The 25,898-nt window shown below is 43.6% G+C and carries 25 protein-coding genes; 14 read left to right on the top strand and 11 right to left on the bottom strand.

Annotated elements, in window-relative coordinates:
• Window positions 1-2 precede the first annotated feature (2 nt).
• Window positions 3-572 carry a protein disulfide oxidoreductase gene (locus NX845_RS11700; RefSeq protein WP_102575135.1) on the top strand — a complete coding sequence of 190 codons (570 nt, stop codon included), beginning with the start codon at window positions 3-5 and terminating at the stop codon, window positions 570-572.
• 127 nt (window positions 573-699) lie between these two features.
• The gene (locus NX845_RS11695; protein ID WP_102492423.1) at window positions 700-1,419 is read left to right on the top strand and encodes a DsbA family protein; all 720 of its coding nucleotides are present in this window, start codon (window positions 700-702) and stop codon (window positions 1,417-1,419) included.
• Window positions 1,420-1,725: 306 nt separating this feature from the next.
• Here NX845_RS11695 and NX845_RS11690 read toward each other — a convergent pair whose 3' ends face one another.
• On the bottom strand, window positions 1,726-2,739 hold the full coding sequence (locus NX845_RS11690) for a succinylglutamate desuccinylase/aspartoacylase family protein (protein ID WP_108110739.1): 1,014 nt from the start codon (window positions 2,737-2,739) through the stop codon (window positions 1,726-1,728).
• Window positions 2,740-3,115: 376 nt separating this feature from the next.
• On the opposite strand from NX845_RS11690, the gene NX845_RS11685 reads away from it, so the two are divergent.
• The 3 genes from NX845_RS11685 to NX845_RS11675 all read left to right on the top strand — a co-directional run bounded on the left by NX845_RS11685 (window position 3,116) and on the right by NX845_RS11675 (window position 5,844).
• Window positions 3,116-4,114, top strand: coding sequence for a porin (locus NX845_RS11685; RefSeq protein ID WP_260256842.1), 999 nt, complete (start codon window positions 3,116-3,118; stop codon window positions 4,112-4,114).
• A 153-nt stretch (window positions 4,115-4,267) separates the two neighbouring features.
• Window positions 4,268-5,158 carry a DMT family transporter gene (locus NX845_RS11680; protein ID WP_017089881.1) on the top strand — a complete coding sequence of 297 codons (891 nt, stop codon included), beginning with the start codon at window positions 4,268-4,270 and terminating at the stop codon, window positions 5,156-5,158.
• Window positions 5,159-5,226: 68 nt separating this feature from the next.
• Window positions 5,227-5,844, top strand: a complete 618-nt coding sequence (locus tag NX845_RS11675) for a glutaredoxin domain-containing protein (RefSeq protein WP_004731823.1) — start codon at window positions 5,227-5,229, stop codon at window positions 5,842-5,844.
• A gap of 157 nt (window positions 5,845-6,001) precedes the next feature.
• Here the strand turns inward: NX845_RS11675 and NX845_RS11670 are convergent, their stop codons facing one another.
• The 3 genes from NX845_RS11670 to NX845_RS11660 all read right to left on the bottom strand — a co-directional run bounded on the left by NX845_RS11670 (window position 6,002) and on the right by NX845_RS11660 (window position 8,176).
• On the bottom strand, window positions 6,002-6,136 hold the full coding sequence (locus NX845_RS11670; RefSeq protein ID WP_260256841.1) for a hypothetical protein: 135 nt from the start codon (window positions 6,134-6,136) through the stop codon (window positions 6,002-6,004).
• 337 nt (window positions 6,137-6,473) lie between these two features.
• Window positions 6,474-6,824 (bottom strand): hypothetical protein, encoded by a 351-nt coding sequence (locus NX845_RS11665; RefSeq protein WP_004731829.1) that lies wholly within the window; start codon window positions 6,822-6,824, stop codon window positions 6,474-6,476.
• A 146-nt stretch (window positions 6,825-6,970) separates the two neighbouring features.
• Complete coding sequence (locus NX845_RS11660; RefSeq protein WP_260256840.1) at window positions 6,971-8,176, bottom strand: multidrug effflux MFS transporter; 1,206 nt, start codon at window positions 8,174-8,176, stop codon at window positions 6,971-6,973.
• A gap of 108 nt (window positions 8,177-8,284) precedes the next feature.
• Between NX845_RS11660 and NX845_RS11655 the strand changes: the two genes are divergently transcribed.
• Together NX845_RS11655 and NX845_RS11650 are read left to right on the top strand one after the other, a co-directional pair.
• Window positions 8,285-9,181 carry a LysR family transcriptional regulator gene (locus tag NX845_RS11655; RefSeq protein ID WP_017077405.1) on the top strand — a complete coding sequence of 299 codons (897 nt, stop codon included), beginning with the start codon at window positions 8,285-8,287 and terminating at the stop codon, window positions 9,179-9,181.
• A 131-nt stretch (window positions 9,182-9,312) separates the two neighbouring features.
• Window positions 9,313-11,151 carry a bifunctional diguanylate cyclase/phosphodiesterase gene (locus NX845_RS11650; RefSeq protein WP_065681658.1) on the top strand — a complete coding sequence of 613 codons (1,839 nt, stop codon included), beginning with the start codon at window positions 9,313-9,315 and terminating at the stop codon, window positions 11,149-11,151.
• A 122-nt stretch (window positions 11,152-11,273) separates the two neighbouring features.
• On the opposite strand, the gene NX845_RS11645 is transcribed toward NX845_RS11650, so the two are convergent.
• From NX845_RS11645 to NX845_RS11635, 3 genes are all read right to left on the bottom strand, one after another.
• The gene (locus tag NX845_RS11645) at window positions 11,274-12,566 is read right to left on the bottom strand and encodes a peptidoglycan DD-metalloendopeptidase family protein (protein ID WP_065681657.1); all 1,293 of its coding nucleotides are present in this window, start codon (window positions 12,564-12,566) and stop codon (window positions 11,274-11,276) included.
• Window positions 12,567-12,797: 231 nt separating this feature from the next.
• The gene (locus NX845_RS11640; protein WP_009845720.1) at window positions 12,798-13,097 is read right to left on the bottom strand and encodes an isoamylase early set domain-containing protein; all 300 of its coding nucleotides are present in this window, start codon (window positions 13,095-13,097) and stop codon (window positions 12,798-12,800) included.
• 126 nt (window positions 13,098-13,223) lie between these two features.
• On the bottom strand, window positions 13,224-13,877 hold the full coding sequence (locus NX845_RS11635) for a hypothetical protein (RefSeq protein ID WP_065681656.1): 654 nt from the start codon (window positions 13,875-13,877) through the stop codon (window positions 13,224-13,226).
• A 32-nt stretch (window positions 13,878-13,909) separates the two neighbouring features.
• Between NX845_RS11635 and NX845_RS11630 the strand changes: the two genes are divergently transcribed.
• From NX845_RS11630 to NX845_RS11615, 4 genes are all read left to right on the top strand, one after another.
• On the top strand, window positions 13,910-14,392 hold the full coding sequence (locus tag NX845_RS11630) for a GFA family protein (protein WP_175400134.1): 483 nt from the start codon (window positions 13,910-13,912) through the stop codon (window positions 14,390-14,392).
• A 150-nt stretch (window positions 14,393-14,542) separates the two neighbouring features.
• A complete protein-coding gene (locus NX845_RS11625) occupies window positions 14,543-15,217 on the top strand; it encodes a YoaK family protein (protein WP_004731845.1) in 675 nt (224 codons plus the stop codon).
• 229 nt (window positions 15,218-15,446) lie between these two features.
• On the top strand, window positions 15,447-16,817 hold the full coding sequence (locus NX845_RS11620; protein WP_004731847.1) for a YjiH family protein: 1,371 nt from the start codon (window positions 15,447-15,449) through the stop codon (window positions 16,815-16,817).
• 433 nt (window positions 16,818-17,250) lie between these two features.
• Window positions 17,251-19,122 (top strand): methyl-accepting chemotaxis protein, encoded by a 1,872-nt coding sequence (locus tag NX845_RS11615; protein WP_004731849.1) that lies wholly within the window; start codon window positions 17,251-17,253, stop codon window positions 19,120-19,122.
• 154 nt (window positions 19,123-19,276) lie between these two features.
• Here NX845_RS11615 and NX845_RS11610 read toward each other — a convergent pair whose 3' ends face one another.
• On the bottom strand, window positions 19,277-20,674 hold the full coding sequence (locus NX845_RS11610; protein WP_215514696.1) for an alpha-amylase family glycosyl hydrolase: 1,398 nt from the start codon (window positions 20,672-20,674) through the stop codon (window positions 19,277-19,279).
• A 408-nt stretch (window positions 20,675-21,082) separates the two neighbouring features.
• A complete protein-coding gene (locus NX845_RS11605; RefSeq protein ID WP_017094865.1) occupies window positions 21,083-21,982 on the bottom strand; it encodes a LysR family transcriptional regulator in 900 nt (299 codons plus the stop codon).
• Between the two features lie 108 nt (window positions 21,983-22,090).
• Here NX845_RS11605 and NX845_RS11600 point away from each other — a divergent pair, with 108 nt between their 5' ends.
• Both NX845_RS11600 and NX845_RS11595 read left to right on the top strand, forming a co-directional pair.
• A complete protein-coding gene (locus tag NX845_RS11600) occupies window positions 22,091-22,918 on the top strand; it encodes a pirin family protein (protein ID WP_065681654.1) in 828 nt (275 codons plus the stop codon).
• A 19-nt stretch (window positions 22,919-22,937) separates the two neighbouring features.
• Entirely contained in the window at window positions 22,938-23,531 is a 594-nt protein-coding gene (locus tag NX845_RS11595; RefSeq protein WP_065681653.1) for an isochorismatase family protein, read from the top strand.
• 134 nt (window positions 23,532-23,665) lie between these two features.
• Here NX845_RS11595 and ppiC read toward each other — a convergent pair whose 3' ends face one another.
• The gene (gene ppiC, locus NX845_RS11590; RefSeq protein WP_004731852.1) at window positions 23,666-23,944 is read right to left on the bottom strand and encodes a peptidylprolyl isomerase PpiC; all 279 of its coding nucleotides are present in this window, start codon (window positions 23,942-23,944) and stop codon (window positions 23,666-23,668) included.
• A 279-nt stretch (window positions 23,945-24,223) separates the two neighbouring features.
• Between ppiC and NX845_RS11585 the strand changes: the two genes are divergently transcribed.
• Window positions 24,224-25,138 (top strand): chemotaxis protein, encoded by a 915-nt coding sequence (locus tag NX845_RS11585; RefSeq protein WP_004731853.1) that lies wholly within the window; start codon window positions 24,224-24,226, stop codon window positions 25,136-25,138.
• 124 nt (window positions 25,139-25,262) lie between these two features.
• Here the strand turns inward: NX845_RS11585 and NX845_RS11580 are convergent, their stop codons facing one another.
• Window positions 25,263-25,805, bottom strand: coding sequence for an ATP:cob(I)alamin adenosyltransferase (locus NX845_RS11580; protein WP_004731855.1), 543 nt, complete (start codon window positions 25,803-25,805; stop codon window positions 25,263-25,265).
• Between the last annotated feature and the right edge of the window lie 93 nt (window positions 25,806-25,898).

Here is a 25,898-nt window from a genome sequence, read left to right as displayed (position 1 = left end):
GGATGAAGACTCCCAACAATGAAGATAAATCTAGCACGACTGAAGACAGCGCTGTAAAGGCTGAAACCAAAAAGCCAAGTCGTCTTAAGAAGTGGGGAAAGGAACTGGTTTCAATGATATTGATCGTTGGCGTGGTTTCATTTGCGATGGACTTTTATCACAGCAGAAGCATGCCTCAGGGCGACGCGATTCCAATTGTGGGTCAATCGCTCCAAGGCGAAGATATTGATGTTGTCGAGCTAAGCAAAAATGGTAAGCCAGTCATTGTCTATTTTTGGGCGACTTGGTGTGGTGCCTGCAAATTTGTAAGCCCAACCGTCAATAGCTTCAGTGATTCCCATCAGGTGGTTTCGGTCGCTCTATCGTCTGGTCCAGACGAGCGTGTTCAGCGCTACTTAGAGGCGAAAGAGTATGACTTCCCTGTGATCAATGATCTTTCTGGATCTATCAGCAGAAGTTGGGGCGTTAATGTCACTCCAAGCATCGTCATCATCAAAGATGGAAAGATTAGCAGTATCGCAACAGGCATTACTTCCCCGATAGGGCTTTGGTTGAGAACCTACTTTGCTTAACTCGCTTACAAAGAAAAACAGAGCAAAGCAAGGTGAATAACTCGATTTAGCCCGTTTAACGAACAGAATTTCCGTGAGCGCGACCCAATGAGCGCTCACGATTATCAAGAATTAGAGAATAAATAGCATGAAAAAGCATCTGATTAGTACACTGATTTTAGGCTCACTAATGAGCACAAGTGCCTTCGCTGAGTTAAGCACAGAACAAACCCAGCAACTTGAAGAGATTAACCAATTTCTGAAAGAGAACCCTTCTACGATCTCTGGCTTGCATACCAGCCTAGAGCAGTACGTAGCAGGGCAAGAGCAGTCGAAGAAAGCTCAAGCAGGAAGCCATGATTGGTTGTACAACAATGACGCTCACCCAATCACGGGCAATCCGGATGGCAAATCGGTCATCATTAACTTTACCGACTATAACTGCCCTTACTGTAAGCGATTGGAAAAAGGCTTGGTTCAATTAGCCTCTGAAAATAGCGACATTAAAGTGATCAACGTGTACTTATCGTTTAAACAACAACAAGTTGCAGGGCTAGACACCAACGCGGCGCTATACGCGATGAAAGTATGGAAAGATAACCCAGAAGCATTCCCTGAAGTTGATAGATTGCTGATGGCGAAAAGCGGTATTCACTCGAAAAGCTCACTAGAAGCCGTTGCCAAGAAGACGGGAACAGAGGCGGAATTAAAAACAACTCAAGAACAAAACCAGGTTCTAACCACTAACCATCAAACGTTCAGTGCACTCGGCTTAACGGGCACTCCAACCATGATGATGAACGGAAATGTTTTACCAGGGTATGTGCCTTACGACCGACTTAAAGATATCGTGGATGACGCTTTTTAATCGTGCGTAGATAGAGATAAAGACTCGAAAGAGAAGTGAATAAAAGCCGACTCGCGCAACCCGCAGTCGGCTTTTTCATTGCTTCGAAACAATAGAACACTTTGAAACGACAGTTCTGAAGTCATGGTTTTGAAGTCATGGTTTTGAAGTCATGGTTTTGAAACAAAAAAAGTCGAAGTGTCACCATCTCGCAATAGATTCTTAATTAACCCTCGCTACGCTAAAAGCAGTTCTGTCGATGAGTCAAAGACGTGTTAACTCAAGACAACTGTCCTTTGACCGAGCCTTGCTCGGTCTTTTTTTTGCTTAACTCAGCAAGCGACAAACAAGCGCGCCCGGCTCCCTTAATGCATCCACGTTATAGCTGAGTACACGCCCAGAAGATGGTGCGTGGTAGCGGCGACATTCATTACCGAACGCATCATATTGGATAGCGAGCAGATCATCTTGTTCGACACTTTGCAAAAGCTCGACCCGAGGCAGCACAAAGCCACCTATGTCGGCGCGGATAGACACGACGTTGTTGCCTTCTATCCAGTCCATACTTGGCAGCTGATTTGCCTCAAACGGGCTTTCACCGTCAAGCATCTCGTAGTAAGACAGCATATTAAAAACACCGTCCACGGCTCGTTGAATCATGTCAGGCTGAGTAAACTTACCCATCCCCACTTCCACCGTAATACTCGGAATTCCACTTCGATTCCAAACCGTTTCGAGAATACCTGGGTCGCCGGGATCATTGAGAACACAATCTGGCGTCATCAACCTTGCCATTTCAAGGCATTGTTCAATTCGGTAGTCAGCAAAAACATAAAGTGGGTAGACCGCGCCACGAGTTTGGGTATGTAGGTCAACGGCGAATGTCGCATTGTGTTTGAGTAAGCGATCCCACAAAGACGCAACAAAGCGCTCTGCCGCTAAGCCATTCGCATCACCCGGAAAGAGTCGATTAAGGTTGGCAGGGCAAGAGCCCGGATCCGAAGAGATAAAATCGCGGCTGTGGTTAAGCAAACCCGACAAATTCACAGTAGGCACTATCGTGACCGTGCCTTTGAGAGTTTTACCGACTAAGTCTCTGATAATTTGCTGAGCAGCCAACACACCGTTGAGCTCATCACCGTGAATACCAGCGGTGATCATCAACTTAGGACCTGCTTGACTGCCTTTGAAAACAGAAACCGGCATGTTCTTGGGTTGCCCTAGCCCATCACTGGTTACTTGAAACCAAAACTGGTGCTCTCCAACGGGTAGGTCTTCAACATTCAAGGAGCCAATAACCTGCCTACCTTGTAAAACATCGCCTAAGTACTCTGTTTTCATCCAACGTCTCCATCTTGTTGAGCAAAATCTATTCTCTTCTAAGTTTTTGCATCATAGAGGATATCTTAATCAGTACAAACAGTTAATAAGATGAACAAGCTCTGACTTTCCCATAATACTCACGCATATCATCATCACTTCCCCTAAATAAAAGCTTGTGAAAGTCAGCACTCAAGAACAGATAAGTTGTATAACCATTCACAAACCACTCAGTCTATTGAAATAAAAGTGCAATAAAATCAACACTTAAAAAGTTCCCTATTCACGAAAATGTAATTTTATAGAAATGAAAGCTTAATTTAGCTGCTCTAAATTAGCTTCATATCGAAACGGAGAGCACATTGCTCACGGATTTTAAAATACAAGGTAAGTGATTATGAGAAAGGCAGTTCTAGCTTCTGCAGTGGTAGCGGCACTAGTTTCAGGTTCATCTCTAGCAGCAACAGTTTACAGCTCTGATGGTACAGAACTTAAAATTGGCGGCCGTGCGGAATTCCGTGGTGATTTCATCGGGTCAGGCGGTAAAGAAATCGACGGAACCATGAAAAATAAAAGCCGTGTGCGTTTAAATGTTGGCGGTACTACTGAAATCACTAGCGATTTATCTGGTTTCGGTTTCTACGAAGCAGAACAAGGCGTAAATTCTTCAGCGGATAACGATGAAACTGATAACTTTAAACAACGCTATATGTACGCTGGCCTTGAAGGTAACTTTGGTGCTGTTTCGGTAGGTCGTCAAGATACAGCCGCTGCTCAAATCTCAGAAATGTCGGATGTTACTATCTACTCAGGTGATCAAAAAGCCTTCATTAACGCGGGCAACGAGCAGATTAACAACACATTCGTGTACGCTTACGATGCTGATGCTCTTTCGTTGAAGGCAAGTTTAATCGCTGGCGAAGATAAAGATACAGACGGTTACGGTATCTCTGGTATCTACACATTGCCTATGGGCTTAGGTTTTGGTCTTGGTTACTCAGGTAATGACAATGGTGCGGGTAATGGCTCTGCAAACGCTGTAATTGCTGGTATCAACTACAAAATGGATGCTCTATACCTAGGTGCAACCTACACAATGGGTGACCTAGACGACAAAGCTAAGACTGAGTTCTCTGGTGTAGAAGTTGCGGCTAAGTACAAACTAACCGATCAATTTGAATTGGCTGCTTTGTACCAAAAACAAGAAAAAGACGCGACACAGAACATCACTGTAGATACAGCTGATTTCTTCGAGCTAACGGGTACATACAAGTTCAACAAGTCTATCCGTACTTACGTTGCGTACCAATTAAACAACCTAGACGATGTAAAAATTGCGGGGCTAGAGACACAAAGCGAAGATTCTCTTCGTCTAGGTCTACGCTACGACTTCTAATCTAAATCGGCTTTAGATACAGACTAAAAGGTTGGGCAATGGCTCAACCTTTTTCATATTCAAATATTCTGACTAACTTCATCAATGCTTTTTCTGGTTAAGTGGTGCTAAATCCGTATCATAGGTGAACCACATCAAATAATTAGAAGCATCATGTCACAACACCATCCGATCCAAGGCGCTAGCTGGATGCTAACCGCAGGCCTAGCCTTTGCCGTCATTAACAGCCTAACTCAAATCGCTAGCATTCATTTCGGACTTACTTCTACTACCGTTGCCGTCATTCAATACGCCATCGCGTTGTTCGCTATTCTTCCTTATCTGAAAACGCTGGGCATTCGCCGCGCGCTAAAAACCGACAACCTCAAGCTGCATGTATTCCGTGTGTTTTTATCGGTGATTGGTATTCAACTTTGGATATGGGCGCTGGCTTACCCAGTTCCTATTTGGCAAGGCATTGCCCTTCTCATGACGTCGCCACTGTTTGCAACCATAGGTTCAGGGCTTTTCCTCAAGGAGAAAGTTGGAGCTGCTCGCTGGGGCGCGACCTTAGCAGGTTTCGTGGGTGCGATGGTGATTCTAGAGCCGTGGGCTGAAGACTTTAACTGGGCAACGCTACTACCGATTGGCGCCGCTTTCTTTTGGGCATGCTACTCACTAATGGTGAAAAAGCTCTCTTCACAAGACAGTCCTTCTACCATGGTGGTCTACCTTTTACTATTGATTACGCCATTTAACATCCTACTTGCTGCGCCAGATTGGCAGACTCCAAGCGGCGGTACGATTTGGGCTATCTTAATTGTCATCGGTGTTATGACGGCACTTGCTCAATGGGCAATTGTAAAAGCCTACTCAGTCGCTGATGCTTCATTCGTACAACCTTTTGACCACGCAAAATTACCGCTAAATGTCCTAGCAGGTTGGATTGTATTTAGCTGGGTTCCACCGGGTCGTTTATGGCTCGGGGCTGCTATTATTATTGCGTCAGTCGCATTTATAACGCACTGGGAAACGAAAAAGCCGTCAAAACTGAAGAAAGTTTAGGGTTAGTGAAATAAATAGTTCAACTGTCCGTTCTATATGGATAAGAGAATTCAAACGAGGCCGTAACCATGAAGAAACCAGTCAAGATTACACTATACCGTTGGGCAGGCAGCTGGGGTCCATTTAAAGTTAATATCCCATGTGGGGAATGTACCCTTACCAAAGACATTCTTAAGGATACTTTTGAGAATGAGTTATCAGATGTCGATGTCGAACTGGAAGTGAAAGATTGGTTGTCTCACTGGTGGGAGCCTCTAAAACTGGGCTCTTGGCATGCTCCAATCCTTGTTGTTGAAGGCAAGGTTGTAAGCCAAGGCGAAGCGCTTAACCGCGGTGTGTTAGTTCAATCCGTGATCAAAGAGTGGACCAAACGCGACAGCCTAAAAGGCAACATCGTTTATGGTAAAGCGACCTGCCCATTCTGTGTTAAGGCAAAGAAAATGCTTGATGAAGCGGGTGTTGAATACCAATACCACGATGTCGTAAAAGACAGCGCAGCTTTGTATCGCATGATTCCTGAGGTCAAAGCGCACATTGGTGAGAAAACACCAGTAACCGTCCCTCAGATCTGGCTCGATGGTAAATACATCGGTGGAGCAGACAACTTAGAAGCATGGATGAAAGAAAATGGTTTAGATACCATTCCAAATAACGTTGTCGACCTGTCCAACCAATCGGCAGGCTAAACTCACACAGAGTTACAAATCCGATCATGAATTAATCAGTGTTTTTTTGTGTCCATCCACAACAAAACGAGCGATGACCTTCATTAATCGCTAAAACGAAAAAGGCCTTAAACTTCATCGAGTTTAAGGCCTTTTTAAATTCCGTTTTTGAAAATGCTTATTTCGCCATTTTCTTCATCATTCGCTTAAAGAGTGATGCTTTTTTTGGCTTTGGCTTGCCATACAATGCTTCGTGCATCATGTTTTTTGCTACCATTTGACCAAGGTATGCGTGGCCTAGTTCGTAATTCATGCTTATCTCCGCACATAATCGATTTTCTTATGCGCGGATTCTACACTTAAAGCGGTCAAAAACAAGATCTAAATCACACTTTAATGCAAGTAACTCATCCTATTGCAAAAACCGTACTCTTGTCTCTGCGTAAATCAGCATTGTATCGTTATATCAATTAGTTAATGTTAAGTTCGTCTAACCTTGATTCACCATACCCATTTGCAATCCAAGACATTGGTTTAGACATTCATAAAAAAAGCAGCTCAAGAGAGCTGCTTTTTAAATACTTAGCTTAGAAACACTGACCTTAAAAAGGACACTATTTGCTAATGCCTAATAGTTAGTAACTAAAACACTAGCTACGCTTTGGCTGTCTGTAAGTTTTACCCGCAATTTGGTATGTGTCTTTTTGCTTTAATTCAAACATAGTTTCAAAGAACCAAGCTGCAAATTTGATTAAGTCATCGCCTTCATTCATGACATGTTCGATGTACTCTTGCTCTTCGCCTTGTTCATTTTCTTGAAGCGTCACGTGGTAAATACGCTTTTCGCCTTCTACTTCAGCTAACGCAAATTGACCTGTTAGTGATCCAGCAGCCTCAGCGACTTCTGTATCCTCATTGGATTTCAATAGCTCAAGCGCTTGAGGCAGGCCATCTAGTGCGCAGATAGCTTTTACCAGTACTTCAAATTCATTTTGCTGCATGTTTATTACCTATTAAATGGACGCAGGTATTGTAGAAAACCATCCATACAAATACAACGTATTAACGACTGTACGCAGAACTATAGCGAGTTAGCTGTTTAACTGTACTCTACTTCAGTTGCTTAACTGTACTCTACTTCAGCTGTTTAACTGTATTCTACTTCGGTAGCTGCGGCTTTCTTATTCATTTTGGTTGAAGACCAAAGTACTGTGCCCATGCAAGCACCAATAATCAGATAAAACACGCCGAGTTGTAGGTGAGTTGTCACCCAGCTTTCCACCAAATATCCTCCTAACAAGCCCGCCAAGCACATCTGAATTGAGCCTGACAATGCCGACACTGCGCCCGCTTGCTTCTTATGTGGTTCTAACAACATACTGATCGATAGAGGGAACGAGATACCTTGCGCTATCGCCAACCAAGTAAACGCCCAAACTAAGTTAAAGATGGATAACTCATGAGTAAGAAGCCAAGTTCCCGACGCCAAGATAATCAAGATAGCTATGCTCATCAATTGCGGAGTGCTAAACCTACGATTGAGCAAGTTCAAAGCCACGCTACCTATCAATAAGCCAGCCGAAGGGACTATCATCAAAGACCCATATTCAGCCGCTGTCAGCCCCAATTGCTCTTGCATTAAGAATGGAAACAACGACAACGAAACCAAACTCGCCATATAGCTCATCCAGTTGTAACTGGCACTGGTCAACACTTGGCGATTGGTCAACAAGCACCCGTAGTTCTTTACTACTTGGCATGCATCAAAGCGGCTCTTTCCGTATGGCAAAGTTTCATGCAGAACAAAGTAACCCAGCGTAAATATCGCTAATAGGTACAATAAAACGAACAGGAACACCGCCTGCCAACCTAGGTGGAATGAAATCCAACCACCAAATACGGGCGCAATGATCGGCATGATCGAAGCGGTGATCGAAATATAAGACAACGCTTTGGTCAGTTGAGGACCATCATAGCTGTCGCGAAGCACACTTCGTCCGAGAACCGAGGCACTACCTGCCCCTAAACCTTGCAACAAGCGACCAACCTCTAGCGCCGTCATGTTGTCAGAAAATACAACACAAACGACAGTACCAATCAAATAAACACCCTGACCTAACAAGAAGATAGGTCTTCTTCCCACTGCATCAGACATCGGCCCGTAAAATAGCTGAGACAAGCCAAAACCCACAAGAAACAGCGTGACGAGCAGCTGTACATCTACCTGAGTCACACTTAAGTCAGAAGCAATTAACGGCAATGATGGCAAGTAGATGCTCACACCCACCTGTCCCGTAGCAATAATCATCATGGCTAAAAGTAACGGCGTTTTTTTAAAGGTCGATTGGCTCAAAAAATTCCCTATTCGTTTGATATTTGTTCATGATATAAGTTTATATTCAAAACCAGTAATTGATAATTAACCAAATTGGAATTTAATTAAGTCCTAACAGGAAATAATATGGATTGGATTCTCAACGTAAAAAGCTACGTTAGAGTGGTAGAAGAAGGCAGTTTCAATGGCGCCGCTCGCAAACTTAACACCACCAGTTCGGCGATCAGCAAAAGAGTAAACTGGCTCGAAGAGCGTATCGGCACACAACTTTTAAAACGCACCACTCGCTCGATTAACCAAACCGAAGCGGGAGCACTCTTTTACTTGCGGGCCAAGGATCAACTCGACAATTGGCAATCAATTATTGATGAGACTCGCTCGGTTAACCAAACCCCGGCAGGCCTCTTAAAGATTGGCGCGACGATTGCTGTTGGCTCTAAGTTTCTAGTGCAATACATGGACGACTTCTTAGAAAAGTATCCAGATATTAAGGTGCAGCTGATCACGACCACGCCAGGGCAATTACCAGAACTGGGCTTGGATCTGGTGATCAGTCGTGAACTGGAACAGCTCAACTCATTAAGCTTCAAGAAAACACCGCTGTTTGAACACAAGGCCAGTTTCTATGCTGCGCCGAGTTATCTTGCCAAACATGGTTATCCCACCAACGAGCAAGACTTAGAACAACACAACTCCTTAATATGGGGAGAGCGCCCTACCCGTGAAGTCACACTCACCAAAGGGCAGCGCATCACTTTGAACGGCAACTTTGCGACCACCAACCCTGAGGCTTTGTTTCACGCGGCGAAACGAGGAATGGGTGTGCTGTTAACCATCAAAGCAATGATCAAAGAGGATCTTAAACAAGGGACATTAGTTCCAGTATTGCCAAATATTACCGCCGACGAAGTGATGGTTTACGCGTACTACCCTAAGCTTGATTACTCACATACGCGAACCAAGTTATTTTTGGACCATTTGAAAGATAGGCTAGATAAAGAGAGAAATAACCCGATTTTGTGAAATAAGTCTCAACTTAATTTGAAAAATGATACAACGCGGCCAATAATAAACTAAGCGCATATAAAAATAGGTGCGTACAAACTAAACACACAGGCTTACACGCTGGATCTGGTTAACTAGGGATGGTAGCTATGACTCAACAAACGTACAACAATATGATAGACACTGAGCGTATAGGGCGCTTGCTCAAGTTGGAAGGTATCGACCTTTTGGAATCAGCAGTGCTTACTCTGCACCAAATGTTCGATACTAAGTACACCACTATCATTGAGAAAAAGTACTTTCCAGACCAAATTGTTCCTTTAGTTATTGCTCATTCTGATCACGTCTTGCATGACAAAATCAACCCTCGTCACGGGCAAATCTATCAGCAAGCCTTTAATCAAAACCACCCTGATTGCTCATTTGCTCAATACGTTGTCAAATCACTACCTACATCTGCCTTTCGGCAAGAGATTACCTCACAGAATTCCATTGCGATTCCTACACGGACTCAAAGCGGTGAAGTCATGGGGGTACTTTTTTCTACGTTTACTTCCCCACTGAGTAATGCTCAGCAACAAGAAGCGATTAAACATCATCAACTTTTTTCGGATATCATCATCCACACCCTACGTGAGATGTGGTTCAACGATCGTTCTGAGCAACTGGTCAATCAACTCAGCTATGAAGTCTCACACGATAGCTTAACAGGTCTACTTAACCGCAGTTGCTTATCTGATACGCTAGAATCAATCACTCAGCAAAACTCAACACCGTTTACGTTAGCAATACTGGACATTAATAGTTTTAAAGCGATTAACGATCTTCACGGCAACTATGTTGGAGACAAGGTACTACAACATCTGGCTGAGATTTTGAGACGAACACTCCCAGAAAATAACCTCACCTTTAGAACGGCAGGAAATGAGTTCGCCTTCATCACCTATTACGCCGACCCAACCGCAATTTGTGAACAAATCGTCGCCAAAGTAAAACAGGGGTATAACAGTATTGATCTTAGGATCGATTTTGATATCAGCATAGGCATCGCAGGATCAGCCGGAGATAGCAAAGACGTAGAGCAAATCATCTTCAACACCAGCCTAGCGTTGAAAGAATGTAAGCAATACTCGGGTACCCATATCAAGTGCTATGACACCCACTTAAGATCTCGATATCAGAGAAAGACCGAGTTAATTGCTGCCTTGAGAAATGAACTTGAAAACTCTATCTCGCTGAACAGCGGAATGTATGTTGTGGCTCAGCCGATTGTTGGTCAACAAGACAAACGTTGGAAGTATTTCGAAGTACTCACTCGTTGGAAAACAGAAAAACACGGCGACATATCCCCAGTTGAGTTTATACAGGTAGCAGAAGAATCCGGACTAATTGTCGAGCTGGGTGAACGCATTATCGACTTGGTATGCAGAGCCAAAACGACATTAGAACAAGGCTTAGGATACAAGGTTAAGCTCGGAATAAACTGTTCAGCCCATGAGCTTACCGACTCTAAGCGTTACATTTCCTACCTCACTCGAACCATTGAACAGCATCACTTTAAGGCTGATGAGTTTGTTATTGAGCTGACCGAAACAGTATTGCTATCTCCAACTCAAGACACCAAAGACGCACTCAACTTTTTGCGAGAACAAGGCTTTACGATTGCGCTAGACGATTTCGGCACCGGTTACTCTAGCTTGAATTACATTCACAGCTACCCGATTGATTGCATTAAAATTGATGCCATTTTCATTCAAAATTTACTCACCAATTCGACATCAGAGAGCGTTGTTTGGTTGATCATCCAGCTTGCTCATCGACTCAACGTATCACTTGTCGCAGAGGGTGTGGAAAAGCGTGAACAGCTAGAGAAACTTCACGATATGGGGTGCGACAAGATCCAAGGATACCTATACTCGCCTCCTATGCGACCTGAAGCTATCGTGAGTTTAGTGACTCATTCAGAAGCACTCATTCAAAGCCCATAAAAATTAAAAATATAAAGCAGTAGCCAGACCAAAATCTAAAAAGCCGCGAAGCATGACTAAATACTTAAATATTTAGAAAAGCTCTCGCGGCTTGATTAATCGGCCTAATTTAGAGAAATCTATTAACTGTTATTAGATTGTGCTTCTAAAGCTACCTTTAACAGCTTATCAGCTTCATCTCTTGACGCGACGAACGTCGCTTTTTCCTTTTTAGGCACTGAGTCAGCCATCGGAATATTCGCTGTCATCGCATTCACAGGACGACCACGTTCGATTAACTCATAATGCAAGTGTGCCCCCGTCACTCGGCCAGTTTTACCTGACAAGCCAATACGCTGACCACGAGATACCGTTTGTCCTTTACGAACTAAGATCTTACTCAAATGGAGATAACGCGTTTTGTAAGTGCTACCGTGCTGAATAACCACGTAGTTACCGGCGTATGGGTGCTTACGGGTCATGATCACTTTACCATCACCCGTCGCTTGAACTGGCGTACCAATTGGCGTCGCGAAATCTGTACCGTTGTGAGGTGAGACTCGGCCTGTCACAGGGTGTAAGCGCTTAGGATTAAACTGAGAACTCTGACGCCATCCACTGCTCACAGGGTAACGTTGGAAAGCACGTTGTAAGCTATCGCCATTGGCATCGTAATATTGCCCATCAGTGTGTAAGTACGCAGAAACAACACGATTACGATTCATGATCTTAATCGCTTCGATTTCACGCTTTCCGGTTGCGACACCATCAACAAATTGCGCTTTCTGAAGCACTTCAAACTGATCGCCAGCGCGCAGGTCGCGGCTAAAGTTCAACTTATCTTTAAGAAGCGTCACAATATGGTCAATCTCAAGACTATTCAGGCCAACCTTGTTCGCCGACATAGAGAAACTGCCGTGAATATCACCCACTAAAGGCTTTTGCTTCCATTCACCAGGAATAGAAATGTCTTCAAATTCATAGCTGCCATCTTCAAGTCGTCGGTAAACCGCTTTATCCGCAACACTAAATTGAATTTCCATTTTGGAAAGATTGCCCGTCACCTCATCACGCCAAAAACGTAATGTGTTACCAGGACGAAGTGTGTCTAGGGCAAGGAAGTTTAAATCGGTTTCCATCACACTCATCATCGATTTATAAGAAAATCCAAGTTGAGTGAAGATGCTACTCAAGTTATCGCCCGTTTGAATTTGATACTCAAACGTCGGCGGTTCGATAATAGCGACAGAAGAAGGTGATAGGATTGACTCAATAACGGTTGAGTCAGGTAAATCAAGATCGATCGTTTTCGTCAGATCCGATTCTGAAGATTGCAAAGCAATACCAAACGCTGCAATAAGTGGCAGTCCTAAAATAGCTACTTTTTTTACAGGTGAAAGCTCAGCAAACGGAGAGGAAAATATTTTTGAATACACGGTAAACAGGTCTTTCTACGATATAAAGGCATAGGATATGCTTTTCAAACGCATAAATCATCATTGCATTGTCATAATATGATGTGAATCTGCCCAATTTAGACTAAGTCATTGAGTTACCGTAAGTGGAAACCCGCTTCACGATTAATAATATTAACCGCCAAATAAAAAAATAAAAAAGCAGAAACGGCTAGTTTCTGCTTTCTATTGATTCACGCTACGTCATCTCGATTAAGCGTTAACCGTCGATACCAAGCAATTGTCTTCACCAAACTCATTCGGGATATAACGATCAGCATTCGCATCGTTCACCCATTGTTGGTCATCAACTAGATAGCGAAATTGAAACTCGCCATCTTTAGGTAGGCGAGTTTTAAACTTGTAAACCTTCCCTTTGGCCAGTTTTTTCATTGGGGTGGCTTTCCAATCAAGAAAGTCAGCAACGATGGATACAGAGTTCGCTTCTTGAGCTTCTAGCTCGAAGGTCACTTCAACTTCATCTTTCGTCTTAAAAAAACGTTTATTAATCATTCGCAAGCTCCATTTGTAAAAATAGGCAGACACCAAGCATAAGGAGTGTCTAAATTTCATTCATCTAATTAAGATAATATGTAATTTAGCTCACATAAACAACAGATCCTTGCATTAACGAAAACGTTATTGCTTACCAATTGATTGCGTATCAAAAGAAAAGCTCATTAACACCTTTTCAGAAGGGGATTCTGCAAATGATTGTTCCGCAGAATGCTGAGTAAAGCCGATAAAACCTTCCCCTGTTTGTTTGCTAGCGGATTGTAAATCTTGTTGCTGAGCGACCTCTAAAGTCTGAATTTGCACTCTATCGCCTAGAAAAAGCTGGTCGACTAGCACGACACGGCTTCGCTGCTGGTCATGTTTAAACAAGCCAAGATAATAGAACACACCACTGCCTTGGTTAGATACCCACATCGGCGCGACAAAGAAACTCGCCTTGCCCAACGTGACGGCTGAAAGGTTGTTGGTGTCTACCGTTACCACACCACGCTCAACACCCGAGTCATAGCGCCCAAAGGCTATAGTTCTAGGTTCATCGACTTCATTAATAAAAGCGTACGCGTTGGTTTCGGGTACTTTAATTGTCCATGGGTTGGTCGTCTTCAAATCAAAAACGGTTTCAACAACAGGATCATAACTGACTTGAGAAGAAGGAAACTTCGCCAAGATCTCTTCGTCACTTAAGCTAAAACGATAAATACCCGCCAGTATCACCACAACCAGCATGACAATTGGAATCAGTAAAATCAGAGGTATAGGTAAGATTTTCTTTTTCATGAGCAATTATATTCTTTTGTTTTCATCCAGTTGTGCAGACCATAAAGGGCTTTAGTATAATTATCAATACAGGGTTAACCAGAAGTGGAGCATGGATGGATATCAATCATATTAAAGATAGAAATATCAGAAGTTGCGAATGCCGCTGTGGAGCAGTCAACCTAGTATGCAGAGGCGAGCCTCAACGAACCTCTGTATGCCATTGCTATGAATGTCAGAAACGCACCGGAAGTGTGTTTGGTGTTCAGGCTCTATTCCCAATAGAACAAGTCACATTAAACGGAGAAGTCACGTCTTTCTCACGCATCAGTGATACGGGCAGTGAAGTGACCTATCAGTTTTGCCCTAAGTGTGGCACCACCATGCTCTTACAATCTGTTGCTGCTGCCGATTTTTATATCGTCCCGCTCGGATTATTTAAAGAGCAAGACTTTCCGCTACCGAGCTTTTCAGTCTACGAAGAACGCAAACACGGCTGGGTCAAATTTGACCATCAAATGAGTCACTACAACTAGTCTGTTACTGAGCTTTATCTCGATAAAGCAACTGCATTAGAACAAACTGCAATACTGTTGCCTAAGATCAAATATCAACGCACCACAGCGCTAGCGTATCTTTTCGCTAGCGTTATAATCTGCTCCTCTTTTTAACCCAGGGTGAACCACATGATTTCTAAGTTACCTCGCTGGGTTGAATACGGCGCTTTGCTACTCGCAGGCCTTGCTGGCAGTGTTAATGCGATTGGCTTACTCGGCTTTCAGCATCAAGCGATCTCCCACATTTCAGGCACCATGTCTTTATTAGGCAGTAGCCTGCTCACACCAACTTCGGCTTCTTTACATCTTTTACTGATTATCATGAGCTTTATGTTAGGTGCAGCCTTCAGCGGGTTCTTTATTGAGAACCAAGCACTGAAGTTAGGGCGTCGTTACGGCGTTGCTCTGTGTATTGAAGGTGGGCTGCTATTTTTAGCACTTTGGGCACTGTTACAGGGCTACACTTCAGGTCAATACTTCGCTTCAGCAGCCTGTGGTTTGCAGAACGCGATGATAACGACTTACAGCGGTGCGATCATTCGAACAACGCACATGAGCGGGATCATCACGGATCTTGGGATCATGATTGGTGCTCGCTTAAAGGGGATGCCTTTTGACCGTCGTAAAGCCAAACTGCTGATGTTCATTGTGGTTGGCTTTCTGTTTGGTGGTTTAAGCGGTGCTTGTCTGTTCCAGCGCTTTGAAATTTTGGCGCTGGCTTTCCCTGCCTCTTTCGCCTTCATTATCGCATTTAGCTACTGGCTCTACCTGACCTATCGAACTGAAACGCCAGTCAATTTATAAATATCTGGCAATATATCCTCAAATTACGTAACATCCGCAACACTTTATTCTAAACTCTTAACGAGTTGCAGAATAACCAGTGTGAATAGTTAGCGATATTTGATGAATAGTATTGCAAGCACTATCAATACTGGGTAATCTTGCAGCCAGTGAGAAAATACGGATGTTTAGAGAATAAAAACGCCAAGGATGTGGCTTTTTTACATGTAGAAATACGAGAACAATTAACATGTCTAACAACACGAATACTGCTCAACCAGAGAAATCTAAAGGCAGTTTCTGGGTTTTCTTAATCCCATCTCTGATTGGTTTATTCCTTTTCATGGCACCAATCAGCTACCAAGGTGATCTAACGATCCCTGTCGCTATTCTAGCCAAATCAATTCAAGCGGTTTTCGGTGAGTCTCTAGTTGCTATTATCACTGCAATCGTTGCCTTCATGTCTGTAGCTTCCGTTTTAAGCACCATTTTCAAGCCTGCATTCATTACATCGAACTCATTTTTAAACGGCCTTTTCAACCCATCTCCACTGTGGTTGTTGGTTCGTCTGATCGGTGGTGCTGCAGCATTCATGGCTTTCTTCCAAGTAGGCCCTGAATTTATTTGGGAAGAGAACACCGGTGGCTTAGTTCTTGAAGGGCTGCTGCCGACTCTATTTTCAGTGTTTATCTTTGCTGGTTTGTTACTGCCACTACTACTTAACTTTGGTTTGCTAGAATTGTTTGGCACCTTACTAAGTAAAGTGATGCGCCCAATCTTCAACCTGCCAGGTCGTAGTGCTATCGATTGTATGGCTTCTTGGTTAGGTGACGGCAGTGTCGGTATCCTGCTTACAAGCAAACAGTACGAGAAGAAATTCTACACGCAGCGTGAAGCCGCTGTAGTTGGTACCACTTTCTCTGCAGTATCTATCACGTTCAGTCTTGTGGTTATTGCTCAAGTAGAGCTAGAGCACCTATTCCTACCTTTCTACGCAGCAATCTGTCTAGCGGGTATTGTGGCTGCGGTAATCATCCCTCGTCTTCCGCCACTAAGCATGAAGAAAGACACCTTCATTGATGGCAGCAAGCCTCACAAAGACGCTGACGCGATCCCTGCAGGTCACTCAACATTTTCTTGGGGTCTTGAGCTAGCAGTAAACAAAGCATCACAAGTTAAGTCTGCTAAGTCAGTATTTGCTGAAGGCATCCGTAACGCCGTGGATATGGTATTTGGCGTACTGCCTGTTGTTATGGGCCTTGGTACGATGGCACTGGTTATTGCGGAATACACATCGGTATTCTCATTCCTAGGTCAACCTTTTATTCCGTTCCTAGAGCTACTTGGTGTTCCTGAAGCGGTTGCGGCATCTGAAACCATCGTGGTTGGCTTTGCAGACATGTTCATCCCAGCAATCCTTGCAGCTTCTATCGACAACGAGATGACTCGCTTTGTTATTGCTGCAATGTCGGTAACTCAGCTGATCTACATGTCTGAAGTAGGTGCTCTGCTTCTAGGCAGTAAGATTCCAGTGAACATCCTCGAGCTGTTTATTATCTTTATTCTGCGTACGTTAATTACACTTCCGGTTATCGCTGGTGTAGCACATCTAATATTCTAAATTAGACCCTACTGATATAGCGTAATTAAGAACTACTTTATAAAGCCTCACTTTTGTGGGGCTTTTTATTGCACTGAATATATTCACACGCCAACCTCAAAGCCCAGCAATATATAAAGATGGTACATCACTTGATTTCATATAAGTTTTAACCCCCACCTCTTTTAAGTCGAGAACTACGCACATAAACACAAAATTAATACATTATTAAATTCTTCCTCCTCCAGATAAATCAATTCTTCAACTCATTGAACCAAATACTAAAAGTAACAAATATGTGATTTAGTGAATTTTGTATTGTTTAGGTTGTTGTATTTTTGTAGTCTATTTTGTGAAATTAAACTCAAGTAAATTTCAATCTAGTCGATATATATAATTACAAAAATACGATTAACTTTAGTCTTCGCAAAGTCTGTGAGAAGGGGAAAACTCAATGAAATTTAGCCATAAGGTGGTTGCTGCATCATCAGCCTTGCTGCTAGTGACAGTATCATTGCTTTCAATACAACAACTTTACACTGTAAGAAGTGCTGTAGAAAACCACGTCAATGCAAGCCTGAAAGAAATGGTCTCTGGCGTTAAAAATACCGTCGAATCAGAGATGAACGCCAAGAAAGCGTTGGCTCAATCGACGACTGAAGTCATCGAGATCAACCCTGAAGATCGTACTTACGTAAAAGAAATATTAGAAAAGCCAAAGCTTAAAAGCAGCTTCCTAGCGGTTGGCTTTGGTTACGAAGCAAACGGTTTCGTTATTGAAAATGATGACGGTTGGGAAGCTGGCCCTGATTACGATCCACGAATTCGCCCTTGGTACATTGATGCTAAATCCAAAAACAGTTTAGTTGTTACCGCTCCTTATGTGGATGCATCAAGTAAGAAAGTCATCATCTCTGTAGGTACGCCAGTCAAAGACAACGGCCGCTTCACGGCAGGTATGTTCTACGACCTAGAATTGACTAACCTTGCGACATTGGTAAACCAAGTGAACTTGTTTGATGCGGGCTACCTATTCCTAGTCACTGCCGACGGCACAACGATTGCTCACCCGAATGCGAAAAACAATGGCGAAATGCTTTCAAGCTACATGCCACAAGCAAGCATTCGTGAAGGCTCTCAAGAAATTGAAGTCGACGGCAAGATGTTCCTAGTGAACTTCACTCACATCCCAAGTGAAGATTGGTACATAGGTGCAATCCTTGATGAAGAGATCGCTTACCAAACCGTTGAAGATTTGAAAAACAGCTCAATGATCTACTCGTTGATTGCGGTTATTCTCAGCATCATTGCACTGACTGTTTTGATTCGTGTATTAATGCGTCCACTTGATGTACTTAACCAAGCAATTCAAGATGTGGCGAGCGGTCAAGGTGACTTAACTAAGCGCCTAGATACCAACACAGACCAAGAGTTCTCTGACCTAGCAAAAGGTTTCAATACCTTTACTGAAAACCTGCAAAACCAAATCATTCAATCAAAAGCGATTGGTGTTGAGATTAAGCGTGGTACTGAAATCACGGTTAAAGGCGCAGGCGAATCAGCAAACGCGATGAATACGCAACTGCAGGAACTAGAGCAGTTAGCAACCGCAATGAACGAAATGGCGGTGACTGCAACAGAAGTAGCGAATAACGCTCAAGGCGCAGCAGCAGCAGCCCGTGAAGCTGACGAAGCAACGCTAGACGGTACATCTGTAGTCAGTGACACCACTCAAGCGATTGATAACCTTTCAGCTCGTATCGACCAAGCGGTTGCAGAAGTACAAGTACTGGAATCAGCAACAGCCAACATCGAAACGATTCTTAAAGTAATCAACGATATTGCAGACCAAACTAACCTACTCGCATTGAACGCAGCGATTGAAGCGGCGCGTGCTGGTGAATCAGGCCGTGGTTTCGCAGTCGTAGCCGACGAAGTTCGAACTCTGGCACAACGTACTCAAGAATCGACCACTGAAATCCGCAACATGATCGAGCAACTCCAAGCGGGTGCAAGCTCAGTATCGAACGCGATGAACCAAAGTAAAGACACAGCCACTGACGCCGTTGAACGTGCTCAGCAAGCAAACTCTTCACTTGACCGCATCCGTGACGCGATTCAGCGTATCTCTGATATGAATATTCAAATTGCTTCAGCAGCAGAAGAGCAGAGCTTAGTAGCGGAAGAGATCAACAACAACACAGTTAAGATCAAAGACCTTTCAACACAAGTATCCAACGCGGCTCAAGAAGCAAACACGGCAATGCAGGTACAAACTGACAATGTTCGTGCACAGGATGAACTATTGAACAAGTTCACGGTTTAACAGAAGTTTGTGTTAATCAGCGCTTAGCTTAACCAACACATAGCTTAACGAACGTTCAGCCAAGAACCTAAAAAACAAAAGACCCGTTTACTAGATGCTAGTAAACGGGTCTTTCTTTTCAGTCTTATCTTTCTAACCGATTAGACGTAACTCATCACAGGTTCGACTCATTGGTTGTCAGCATCATGCACTGATTAGATTCAACCTGAATGGTTAGCGTCTTATCGACACAATCAAACACTGCACCAGACAACAAATCCGTTACTGTACCAGTCCAAGTCAGTGATGCCGTTTTACTTCGCTTCGACTTGTTGATCACCACAATGCCTTTGTCTCCACGGACAAACACCAGCAAATCATCATTTGCCTCAACCACACGCATCGCTTCGCCATGAACATGGTTATGAAACTGAATCATGTTTTTCATGTAAGGCGCTTGCCAATCGTTAAGCCAACGAGGCTGACCGTTCTGATCCAGAATGCCGCTGGTACTTAGCTCACTGTAAACAAGCGGCACACCGCCGTCTCGACCAAGAATAAAGGCATGAGCTAATCGCTCGTCAACTTCACCCATTACGTGATCCAAAAATACTTCATTATTTGGAATATCATGAGTGACGGCAAAAGTGATTGCTCGCATATTCGATAACGCCTGACCAAAACAGTAAGGGTTGATCAGAGATTTAAAGCTGCCCTGCTCTTCAAAGGATTTGAAGATAGTATTGAACAGAGGGAAATCGTAAGCGCCTAAGCGAGTGTGTTTGAGGTAAGGCTCAAGGAACAACTCATACTCTTCTTTGGTCGCACCACCATCAGTAATGATCTCGCCAAAGATGTGCATTTCTTCGCAGATATCATCAGTCCACACCTTGCGTAGGTGTGACAGTGTCATGTGTTTCGCTGCGTCGATGCGAAACCCTTTCACGCCAATCTCTTTTAAGGCTTTTAGGTAAGCTCTCTGCTGCGCGACCACATTGTCGTTGTCTAACAGCGTTGGCAAGCCAGGGTCACTAACTCCACCGGTAATACGCCCGTTCTGTACTTCCCAAGTGTCTTTCCAGTTTTTGATACCAAACGCTTCAACAAAATCGTTTTCATCAAATAAAGGCTTAGAAAGATCGCCAAACAAACGTATGGATTCGTAATAGTCAGCATCTTCTTGATAAGACGCCATGTCTTGCTGATTTGGATACGTTAAATCGCCACGGATACCCGACTCATTGGCCATGTGGTTAAACACGACGTCAACATAGGTACGAAGCCCGTGTTGCTTTAACGTGTTCACCATCGCAGTGAAATCTTGCGTGTCACCAAGCTGATTATCAATCACACGATAATCTTGTGGTTGATAGCGCTGCCACCATTGGGTGCCAGAATCACGGTCACAACCTTTTGGTCCGCGTAACGACTTCATTGCCGGTGATACTAAAACAGATTTATAACCCAATTCTTGGATCAGTGGGGCGTTCTTCATTACGTCAGCGTAGCACCAGTCAAAGGCATGCAAAATCACATCTGTCGCTGGGTTGCTTAACATAGCTGAACTATCCATGTTGTTCTCCTACCAAACTTGTTTACAGCTTTCTAGATAAATACAAAGGCTAAAAGGCAAAGCTGCATAAATTTCCTTAAGAATGGTATTTATTATATGAGTTACTCATTAAAAACCCTCCTCCTCCCACCGATTAGTCACGGCGGATAGTCAAGGGCGTAGTGCCAATTATCGCATAACGTCTGGGATGAACACTCAGCCATAGTGCTTTTAAATGCGCAAAAAAGTGACAAAAAAGGAGCGTATAAGCTCTCATTTAAATTCCATTCGATGCATATGATACAACAGTTTTACGACAGAACTTCAGTTACATACTTTTGCAAAGGCAGTGCCTTGAGGCGAGATATTCTTGATAAACGCCCTGAAACAAACATCGAACAATCCAAACAAAATGCAGAATAAAGCGCATCAACCTTCCCAAGGCGCATTTGGCGTCACTTTCTCCATCACAAAATCGACAAAGAGTCGGGTCGGTTTCGCCATGTATCGATGAAATTGATAGACCACAAACATGTCTGAGGTTGGTGTGTCATAGTCAGTTAGCACTGGCACTAATTGGCCATTTTTAAGGTATGGGGTCGCTAATGCAATTGGAATATAAGCGACGCCGAGCCCTTGCAATGCCGAGTCGATAATTAACCTGGCGCCATTCGCCGCGTAGAAACCAGTCACTTCGACATGATGAGCCTGTTCAGCTTTTGTAAAATGCCATCGGTTATGGGCTATTGAGTGGCCCATAACCAAACAATTAACCTTCTGAAGGTCCTCTGGCACTTTGATCTTCTTAGCCTTTGTCAGGAACACTGGGCTAGCACAACAGATATTCTTCTTGGGACCAATCCTTCTCGCAATGAGCGAAGAGTCTTGCAGCGTCCCAGAGCGAAACGCGATATCCATTCGCTCTTCCACCATGTTGATATAGTCATCTGAAGTATCGAGTTCGATACTGATATCCGGGTATTGATTTAAGAACTCGACGATCCAAGGTTGTACGTATTGAATCGCAAATTCTAATGGCGACGTAATACGAATTTTGCCTTTTGGCTCTAGCTGAGTTTGCTTGATCTGTTCATTAGCCTCTTCTAGAGCAGCAAGATGTTGTTGGCACGATTGGAAGTATTGGTGCCCTGCTTCTGTCATAGAAAGCTTACGAGTACTTCTATGAAGGAGCTTAACGCCTAAGTCAGCTTCGAGCATCTGCACCTTCCTACTTACCGTCGTAGAAGGCATATCCAAAACTTTACCTGCACCAGCAAAACTCCCAGCCTCTACAACGTCAATGAACACCTTGATGTCATTCAGATTCATCCTTATTACCTTTAATAACGGGATTAACAAAACCAAATATACCATCTAATCAAGTAATGATTCTTTTATTAATATTATTTTCAGCAATCAAATTTAAGGACTAACAAAATGATTAGACAAATACATGAAATCAGAAATGGTCGAAATCACGGCCCCGTAACGAGCTATGTAAGCTCATCGAACCTGAAAGATCTCAACCCTTTTGTGCTGTGGGACCACTTTAAAATGTCGAATGTGAAGGGAACCGCCGGTTTTGACTTTCACGGACATTCAGGCGTAGCGACCATAAGCTATCCACAGATTGGTGCTATTGCTCACAAAAACACCGGCGGACATTCAGGCTTATTAGAAGCCGGAGGCATACAAATCATGTCTGCAGGTTCGGGAGTGCTGCACAAAGAGACCGTTCATCCGGACAACAAAGTTGCGGATGCATTTCAGCTCTGGGTTGCCTTACCCGAAGACGAACATGAATTGGGGCCTGTCACTTATTCAACCCAACAACAAGAGCAACTCCCTGTCGTTGAAGAGGCTCATTCAACCACCAAAGTACTTGTGGGACGATTTAACGGCAAACAAAGCAAGGCTCTCACTCCTGTTGATATGACGTATTTACACATCAACTTAGATGCCGAATACACATGGCAATACGCAGGAGAACCATCACAGACAACAGCCTTTATTTTTGTACGCCATGGCTCTGTCAGAGTCGGAAGTAAAGACGTATCAGCGGGTGAATTAGGTGTGTTTGATAAGAATACATCGCTAATCGCTGTCTCTGCATTAGAGAGTAATGCTGAGTTTGTGATCGTCTCGGGAACCCCATTAAAACAAGACTTCATTAGTAACGGAGCATCATTACACAGCAGCACTAGCAACTTAATCGCAGGTGTTAGACGAATAAAACAACTGCAATCCCAGCAAGTAAACCAATAACTAAAAAAGGAAGTCCATTATGAATACTACAACATTCACTCCAGAAAACTCTGTCATGCTACTGATCGACCATCAGGTTGGCACCATGGGTTGGGTTGGCTCGGCTAACCTAGAAGAGATCAGAAACAACACGGTCGCATTAGCTCACGCTGCACATGTGACCAAGATGCCGCTGATCCTAACATCGAGTATGGAAGATCAAGCACAAGGCCCTCTTTTTGATGAGCTGATTAACGCAGTACCAGAAGCTTACGAGAATCGTATTCTTCGTGGAGGAGTTGTCGATAGCATGAAAGATGAAAACTTTGCGGCTGCGGTTAAAGCAACTGGACGCAAAAATATCATCATTGCAGGGATCACCACGGATGTATGTGTTGTTTACCCAGCGATCACAGCCATAGCTGAAGGTTACAATGTACAGGTCGTGGTTGACGGGTCTGGGTCTCCAACAACATTAGCTGATGAAACAGCACTAAGAAGAATGGAAAAACACGGTGTTACCCTAACTTCAACCAATCAGTTGATTGCAGAACTGGCGCAAGACTGGAGCACTGACCATGGTAGCAAGCTAATCCAAGTTTTATTCGAAGAGATCATCTCGAAACAACATTGATTCACTAAACTGCCGCTACATAACTTTGGTTGCCTTAGAACAACCAAGTTACATAAGCGTTTAAAGTGCGGAAAATGGATACAAAAAAGGAGCGTATATACGCTCCTTTTATTCAATCTAACACATATTTATAGCTAAGTTCTGTAAAGAACCTTCACGACGTGCCAGCCAAATTTTGTTTTCACAAGGTGGGGTACAAGCGTCTCGCCAGAGAAACAAACCTTATCAAACTGAGGCACCATTTGACCTTTTTTGAACTCGCCTAGGTCGCCGCCCTTTTTACCAGATGGACACGTTGAATGCTTCTTCGCTAGCGTTTGAAACTTAGCGCCTTTTTTAAGCTGCTTGATGATGTCTTCTGCTACTTCTTTGTGCTTCACCAAAATATGAAGCGCTGCTGCTGTTCTTGCCATGATAATTCTCAGTGTGTTGCGGTCAGTTTACTTACGACGGTTTAGAACATCGTTAATGAACTGACTGTTGTAATTCTGTTTATCGCTAACGACTTGTCGACATAAAACCATCGACAGCGCGCGTTTAGCGTGATTTTAACCCAAGAACTGTCAATCTTCACTCTATAACCGAAAACAACTGCCTTAAAGCCCCTAAAAACCGTATAGTGACTTGCCGACACCCCTGTTTCCCTTTAAATTAATCCTTATAAATTAAGCGCGTATTAAGTAGGAGCCACTATGGCCAAACCGATCAGTAAAGCGAGTCAGTCACAGGGAATGTTGATGTTCAAATTATCCCTTACTCAAAGTTTTGCGATTGGCACGCTTAAGGTAAGAGAAATAGTGCCTTTTCAGCCGATGACTCAAATCCCATACTCCCATCATCACGTGATTGGTACGGTGACCATCCGCGATCTTACCGTTCCAGTCATTGATATGTCTGCAGCGATTGGCTTTCGACCGATAACACCTGCTGAATACCAAGATTGTGTGCTCATCGTCACCGATTGTTTAAGAACAGTAGTGGCATTTCTGGTTCGTTCGATTGATAAAATCATTGAATGTGATTGGAAAAGCATTGAATCGCCACCCGCCAGTGTCGGTCGTAATGTGTTTGTGACAGGTATTACGCGTTTTGAAGATCGTATCGTGCAAATGCTCGACGTGGAGTTATTACTTTCTAAGATCTATCCGGCTTATGAAAACGCGCATATTCCAATGCTGACCGATGTAGAAAGGGAGCGTCTAAAAGCGCTGAATATATTATTGGTTGATGACTCTTTAATCGCGAGGAAACAGCTATCTGATGCCTTGGACAGCATCAACATCCCTTATAGCATTTGTAATAATGGTTTAGATGCGATCGATCTAATGCGACGCCAAGCCAGCGCTGGCAATGCAATTGATCTTCTCGTGAGTGATATTGAGATGCCTGGACTCGATGGCTATGAGCTTGCGTTTGAAGTACAAAATGACAGCGCACTGAGTCATGCCTACTGTATTTTGCATACCTCACTGTCCAGTGAAATCTGTGTCGACCGAGCCAATCAGGTGGGTGCACATGAAGCGCTTGAGAAGTTCAATGCGGGCGAATTAATCGAAGCCATGCTACGCGGCGCAAAAGTCTTAAACGAAGCCTCTACGGCTGCTTAGACGCTATTTTGGAAGCTAAACCCAGCATCATGCTTAATGGTTTAGCTTCTTAGCTTCTTAGCTTCTTAGCTTCTTAGCTTCTTAAGGATTAGATATTAGATATGAATCAATGTAGAGATCTTCCTTAAGATTTCTTTGGCATAGAATAGCTCTTACTCACAAATTCCACTTCCTCAACTTCATTGACATGATTGGTAAAAGACGCCAATGCATAGAGTGTGTTCGCGACTAAGTTAGCGTATTTAAAAAGAATCGGATCTGGCGATTTTTTACTTTCATGATGCTCAATACTCACCAGCGCTCGCACGACTTTTTTAGCCTGACAGCGACATAAGTGAAGCTCGCTGGATACTCGATGCCCGCCAGGTAAGACAAAACCTTTAAAACCACCTTCTAGCTGCTCACGGATACGATGATAGTCTTGCTTGAGCTCGACCAATTCAGATTCGGTGATGGCGAGCTTACCGCGCACAGAGCCATTCAAGTGATAGATGTTTGGCTGCAAGCGTTGCAGGATCTCACGAACCTGAGGCTCTAGCTCTAAAGACAACACCAATCCAACTCGGCAACAAAGTTCATCCGACAAAATCTCAAAATCACAGATAGGACTGTCTTCATAGATAAACGGATAACAAAACTCGTCCCAATCTCGACTTACTGGTTTCACGTACCGATCCTTACACATAAATAGTCATCAAACGCCAATATACCAAACTCTTTGATTTAGACATAAAAAAGCCCTCACATTGGAGGGCTCCTG

Origin of the sequence: Vibrio sp. NC2, from assembly GCF_025195005.1 — a bacterium.
In the GTDB taxonomy this organism is placed as follows: Bacteria; Pseudomonadota; Gammaproteobacteria; order Enterobacterales; family Vibrionaceae; genus Vibrio; species Vibrio splendidus.
The sequence above is the reverse complement of the archived record's forward strand: the minus strand, read 5'-3'. Positions and strand labels throughout refer to the sequence as shown.

Excerpts from the sequence above, each read along its gene's own strand:
- NX845_RS11610 (WP_215514696.1), bottom strand. The coding sequence starts at position 20,674 with ATGGATAGTTCAGCTATGTTAAGCAACCCAGCGACAGATGTGATTTTG.
- NX845_RS11685 (WP_260256842.1), top strand. The coding sequence starts at position 3,116 with ATGAGAAAGGCAGTTCTAGCTTCTGCAGTGGTAGCGGCACTAGTTTCA.
- NX845_RS11615 (WP_004731849.1), top strand. The coding sequence starts at position 17,251 with ATGAAATTTAGCCATAAGGTGGTTGCTGCATCATCAGCCTTGCTGCTA.
- NX845_RS11665 (WP_004731829.1), bottom strand. The coding sequence starts at position 6,824 with ATGCAGCAAAATGAATTTGAAGTACTGGTAAAAGCTATCTGCGCACTA.
- ppiC (WP_004731852.1), bottom strand. The coding sequence starts at position 23,944 with ATGGCAAGAACAGCAGCAGCGCTTCATATTTTGGTGAAGCACAAAGAA.
- NX845_RS11595 (WP_065681653.1), top strand. The coding sequence starts at position 22,938 with ATGAATACTACAACATTCACTCCAGAAAACTCTGTCATGCTACTGATC.
- NX845_RS11680 (WP_017089881.1), top strand. The coding sequence starts at position 4,268 with ATGTCACAACACCATCCGATCCAAGGCGCTAGCTGGATGCTAACCGCA.
- NX845_RS11600 (WP_065681654.1), top strand. The coding sequence starts at position 22,091 with ATGATTAGACAAATACATGAAATCAGAAATGGTCGAAATCACGGCCCC.
- NX845_RS11650 (WP_065681658.1), top strand. The coding sequence starts at position 9,313 with ATGACTCAACAAACGTACAACAATATGATAGACACTGAGCGTATAGGG.
- NX845_RS11620 (WP_004731847.1), top strand. The coding sequence starts at position 15,447 with ATGTCTAACAACACGAATACTGCTCAACCAGAGAAATCTAAAGGCAGT.
- NX845_RS11585 (WP_004731853.1), top strand. The coding sequence starts at position 24,224 with ATGGCCAAACCGATCAGTAAAGCGAGTCAGTCACAGGGAATGTTGATG.
- NX845_RS11690 (WP_108110739.1), bottom strand. The coding sequence starts at position 2,739 with ATGAAAACAGAGTACTTAGGCGATGTTTTACAAGGTAGGCAGGTTATT.
- NX845_RS11635 (WP_065681656.1), bottom strand. The coding sequence starts at position 13,877 with ATGAAAAAGAAAATCTTACCTATACCTCTGATTTTACTGATTCCAATT.
- NX845_RS11675 (WP_004731823.1), top strand. The coding sequence starts at position 5,227 with ATGAAGAAACCAGTCAAGATTACACTATACCGTTGGGCAGGCAGCTGG.
- NX845_RS11700 (WP_102575135.1), top strand. The coding sequence starts at position 3 with ATGAAGACTCCCAACAATGAAGATAAATCTAGCACGACTGAAGACAGC.
- NX845_RS11640 (WP_009845720.1), bottom strand. The coding sequence starts at position 13,097 with ATGATTAATAAACGTTTTTTTAAGACGAAAGATGAAGTTGAAGTGACC.
- NX845_RS11670 (WP_260256841.1), bottom strand. The coding sequence starts at position 6,136 with ATGAATTACGAACTAGGCCACGCATACCTTGGTCAAATGGTAGCAAAA.
- NX845_RS11625 (WP_004731845.1), top strand. The coding sequence starts at position 14,543 with ATGATTTCTAAGTTACCTCGCTGGGTTGAATACGGCGCTTTGCTACTC.
- NX845_RS11605 (WP_017094865.1), bottom strand. The coding sequence starts at position 21,982 with ATGAATCTGAATGACATCAAGGTGTTCATTGACGTTGTAGAGGCTGGG.
- NX845_RS11695 (WP_102492423.1), top strand. The coding sequence starts at position 700 with ATGAAAAAGCATCTGATTAGTACACTGATTTTAGGCTCACTAATGAGC.
- NX845_RS11655 (WP_017077405.1), top strand. The coding sequence starts at position 8,285 with ATGGATTGGATTCTCAACGTAAAAAGCTACGTTAGAGTGGTAGAAGAA.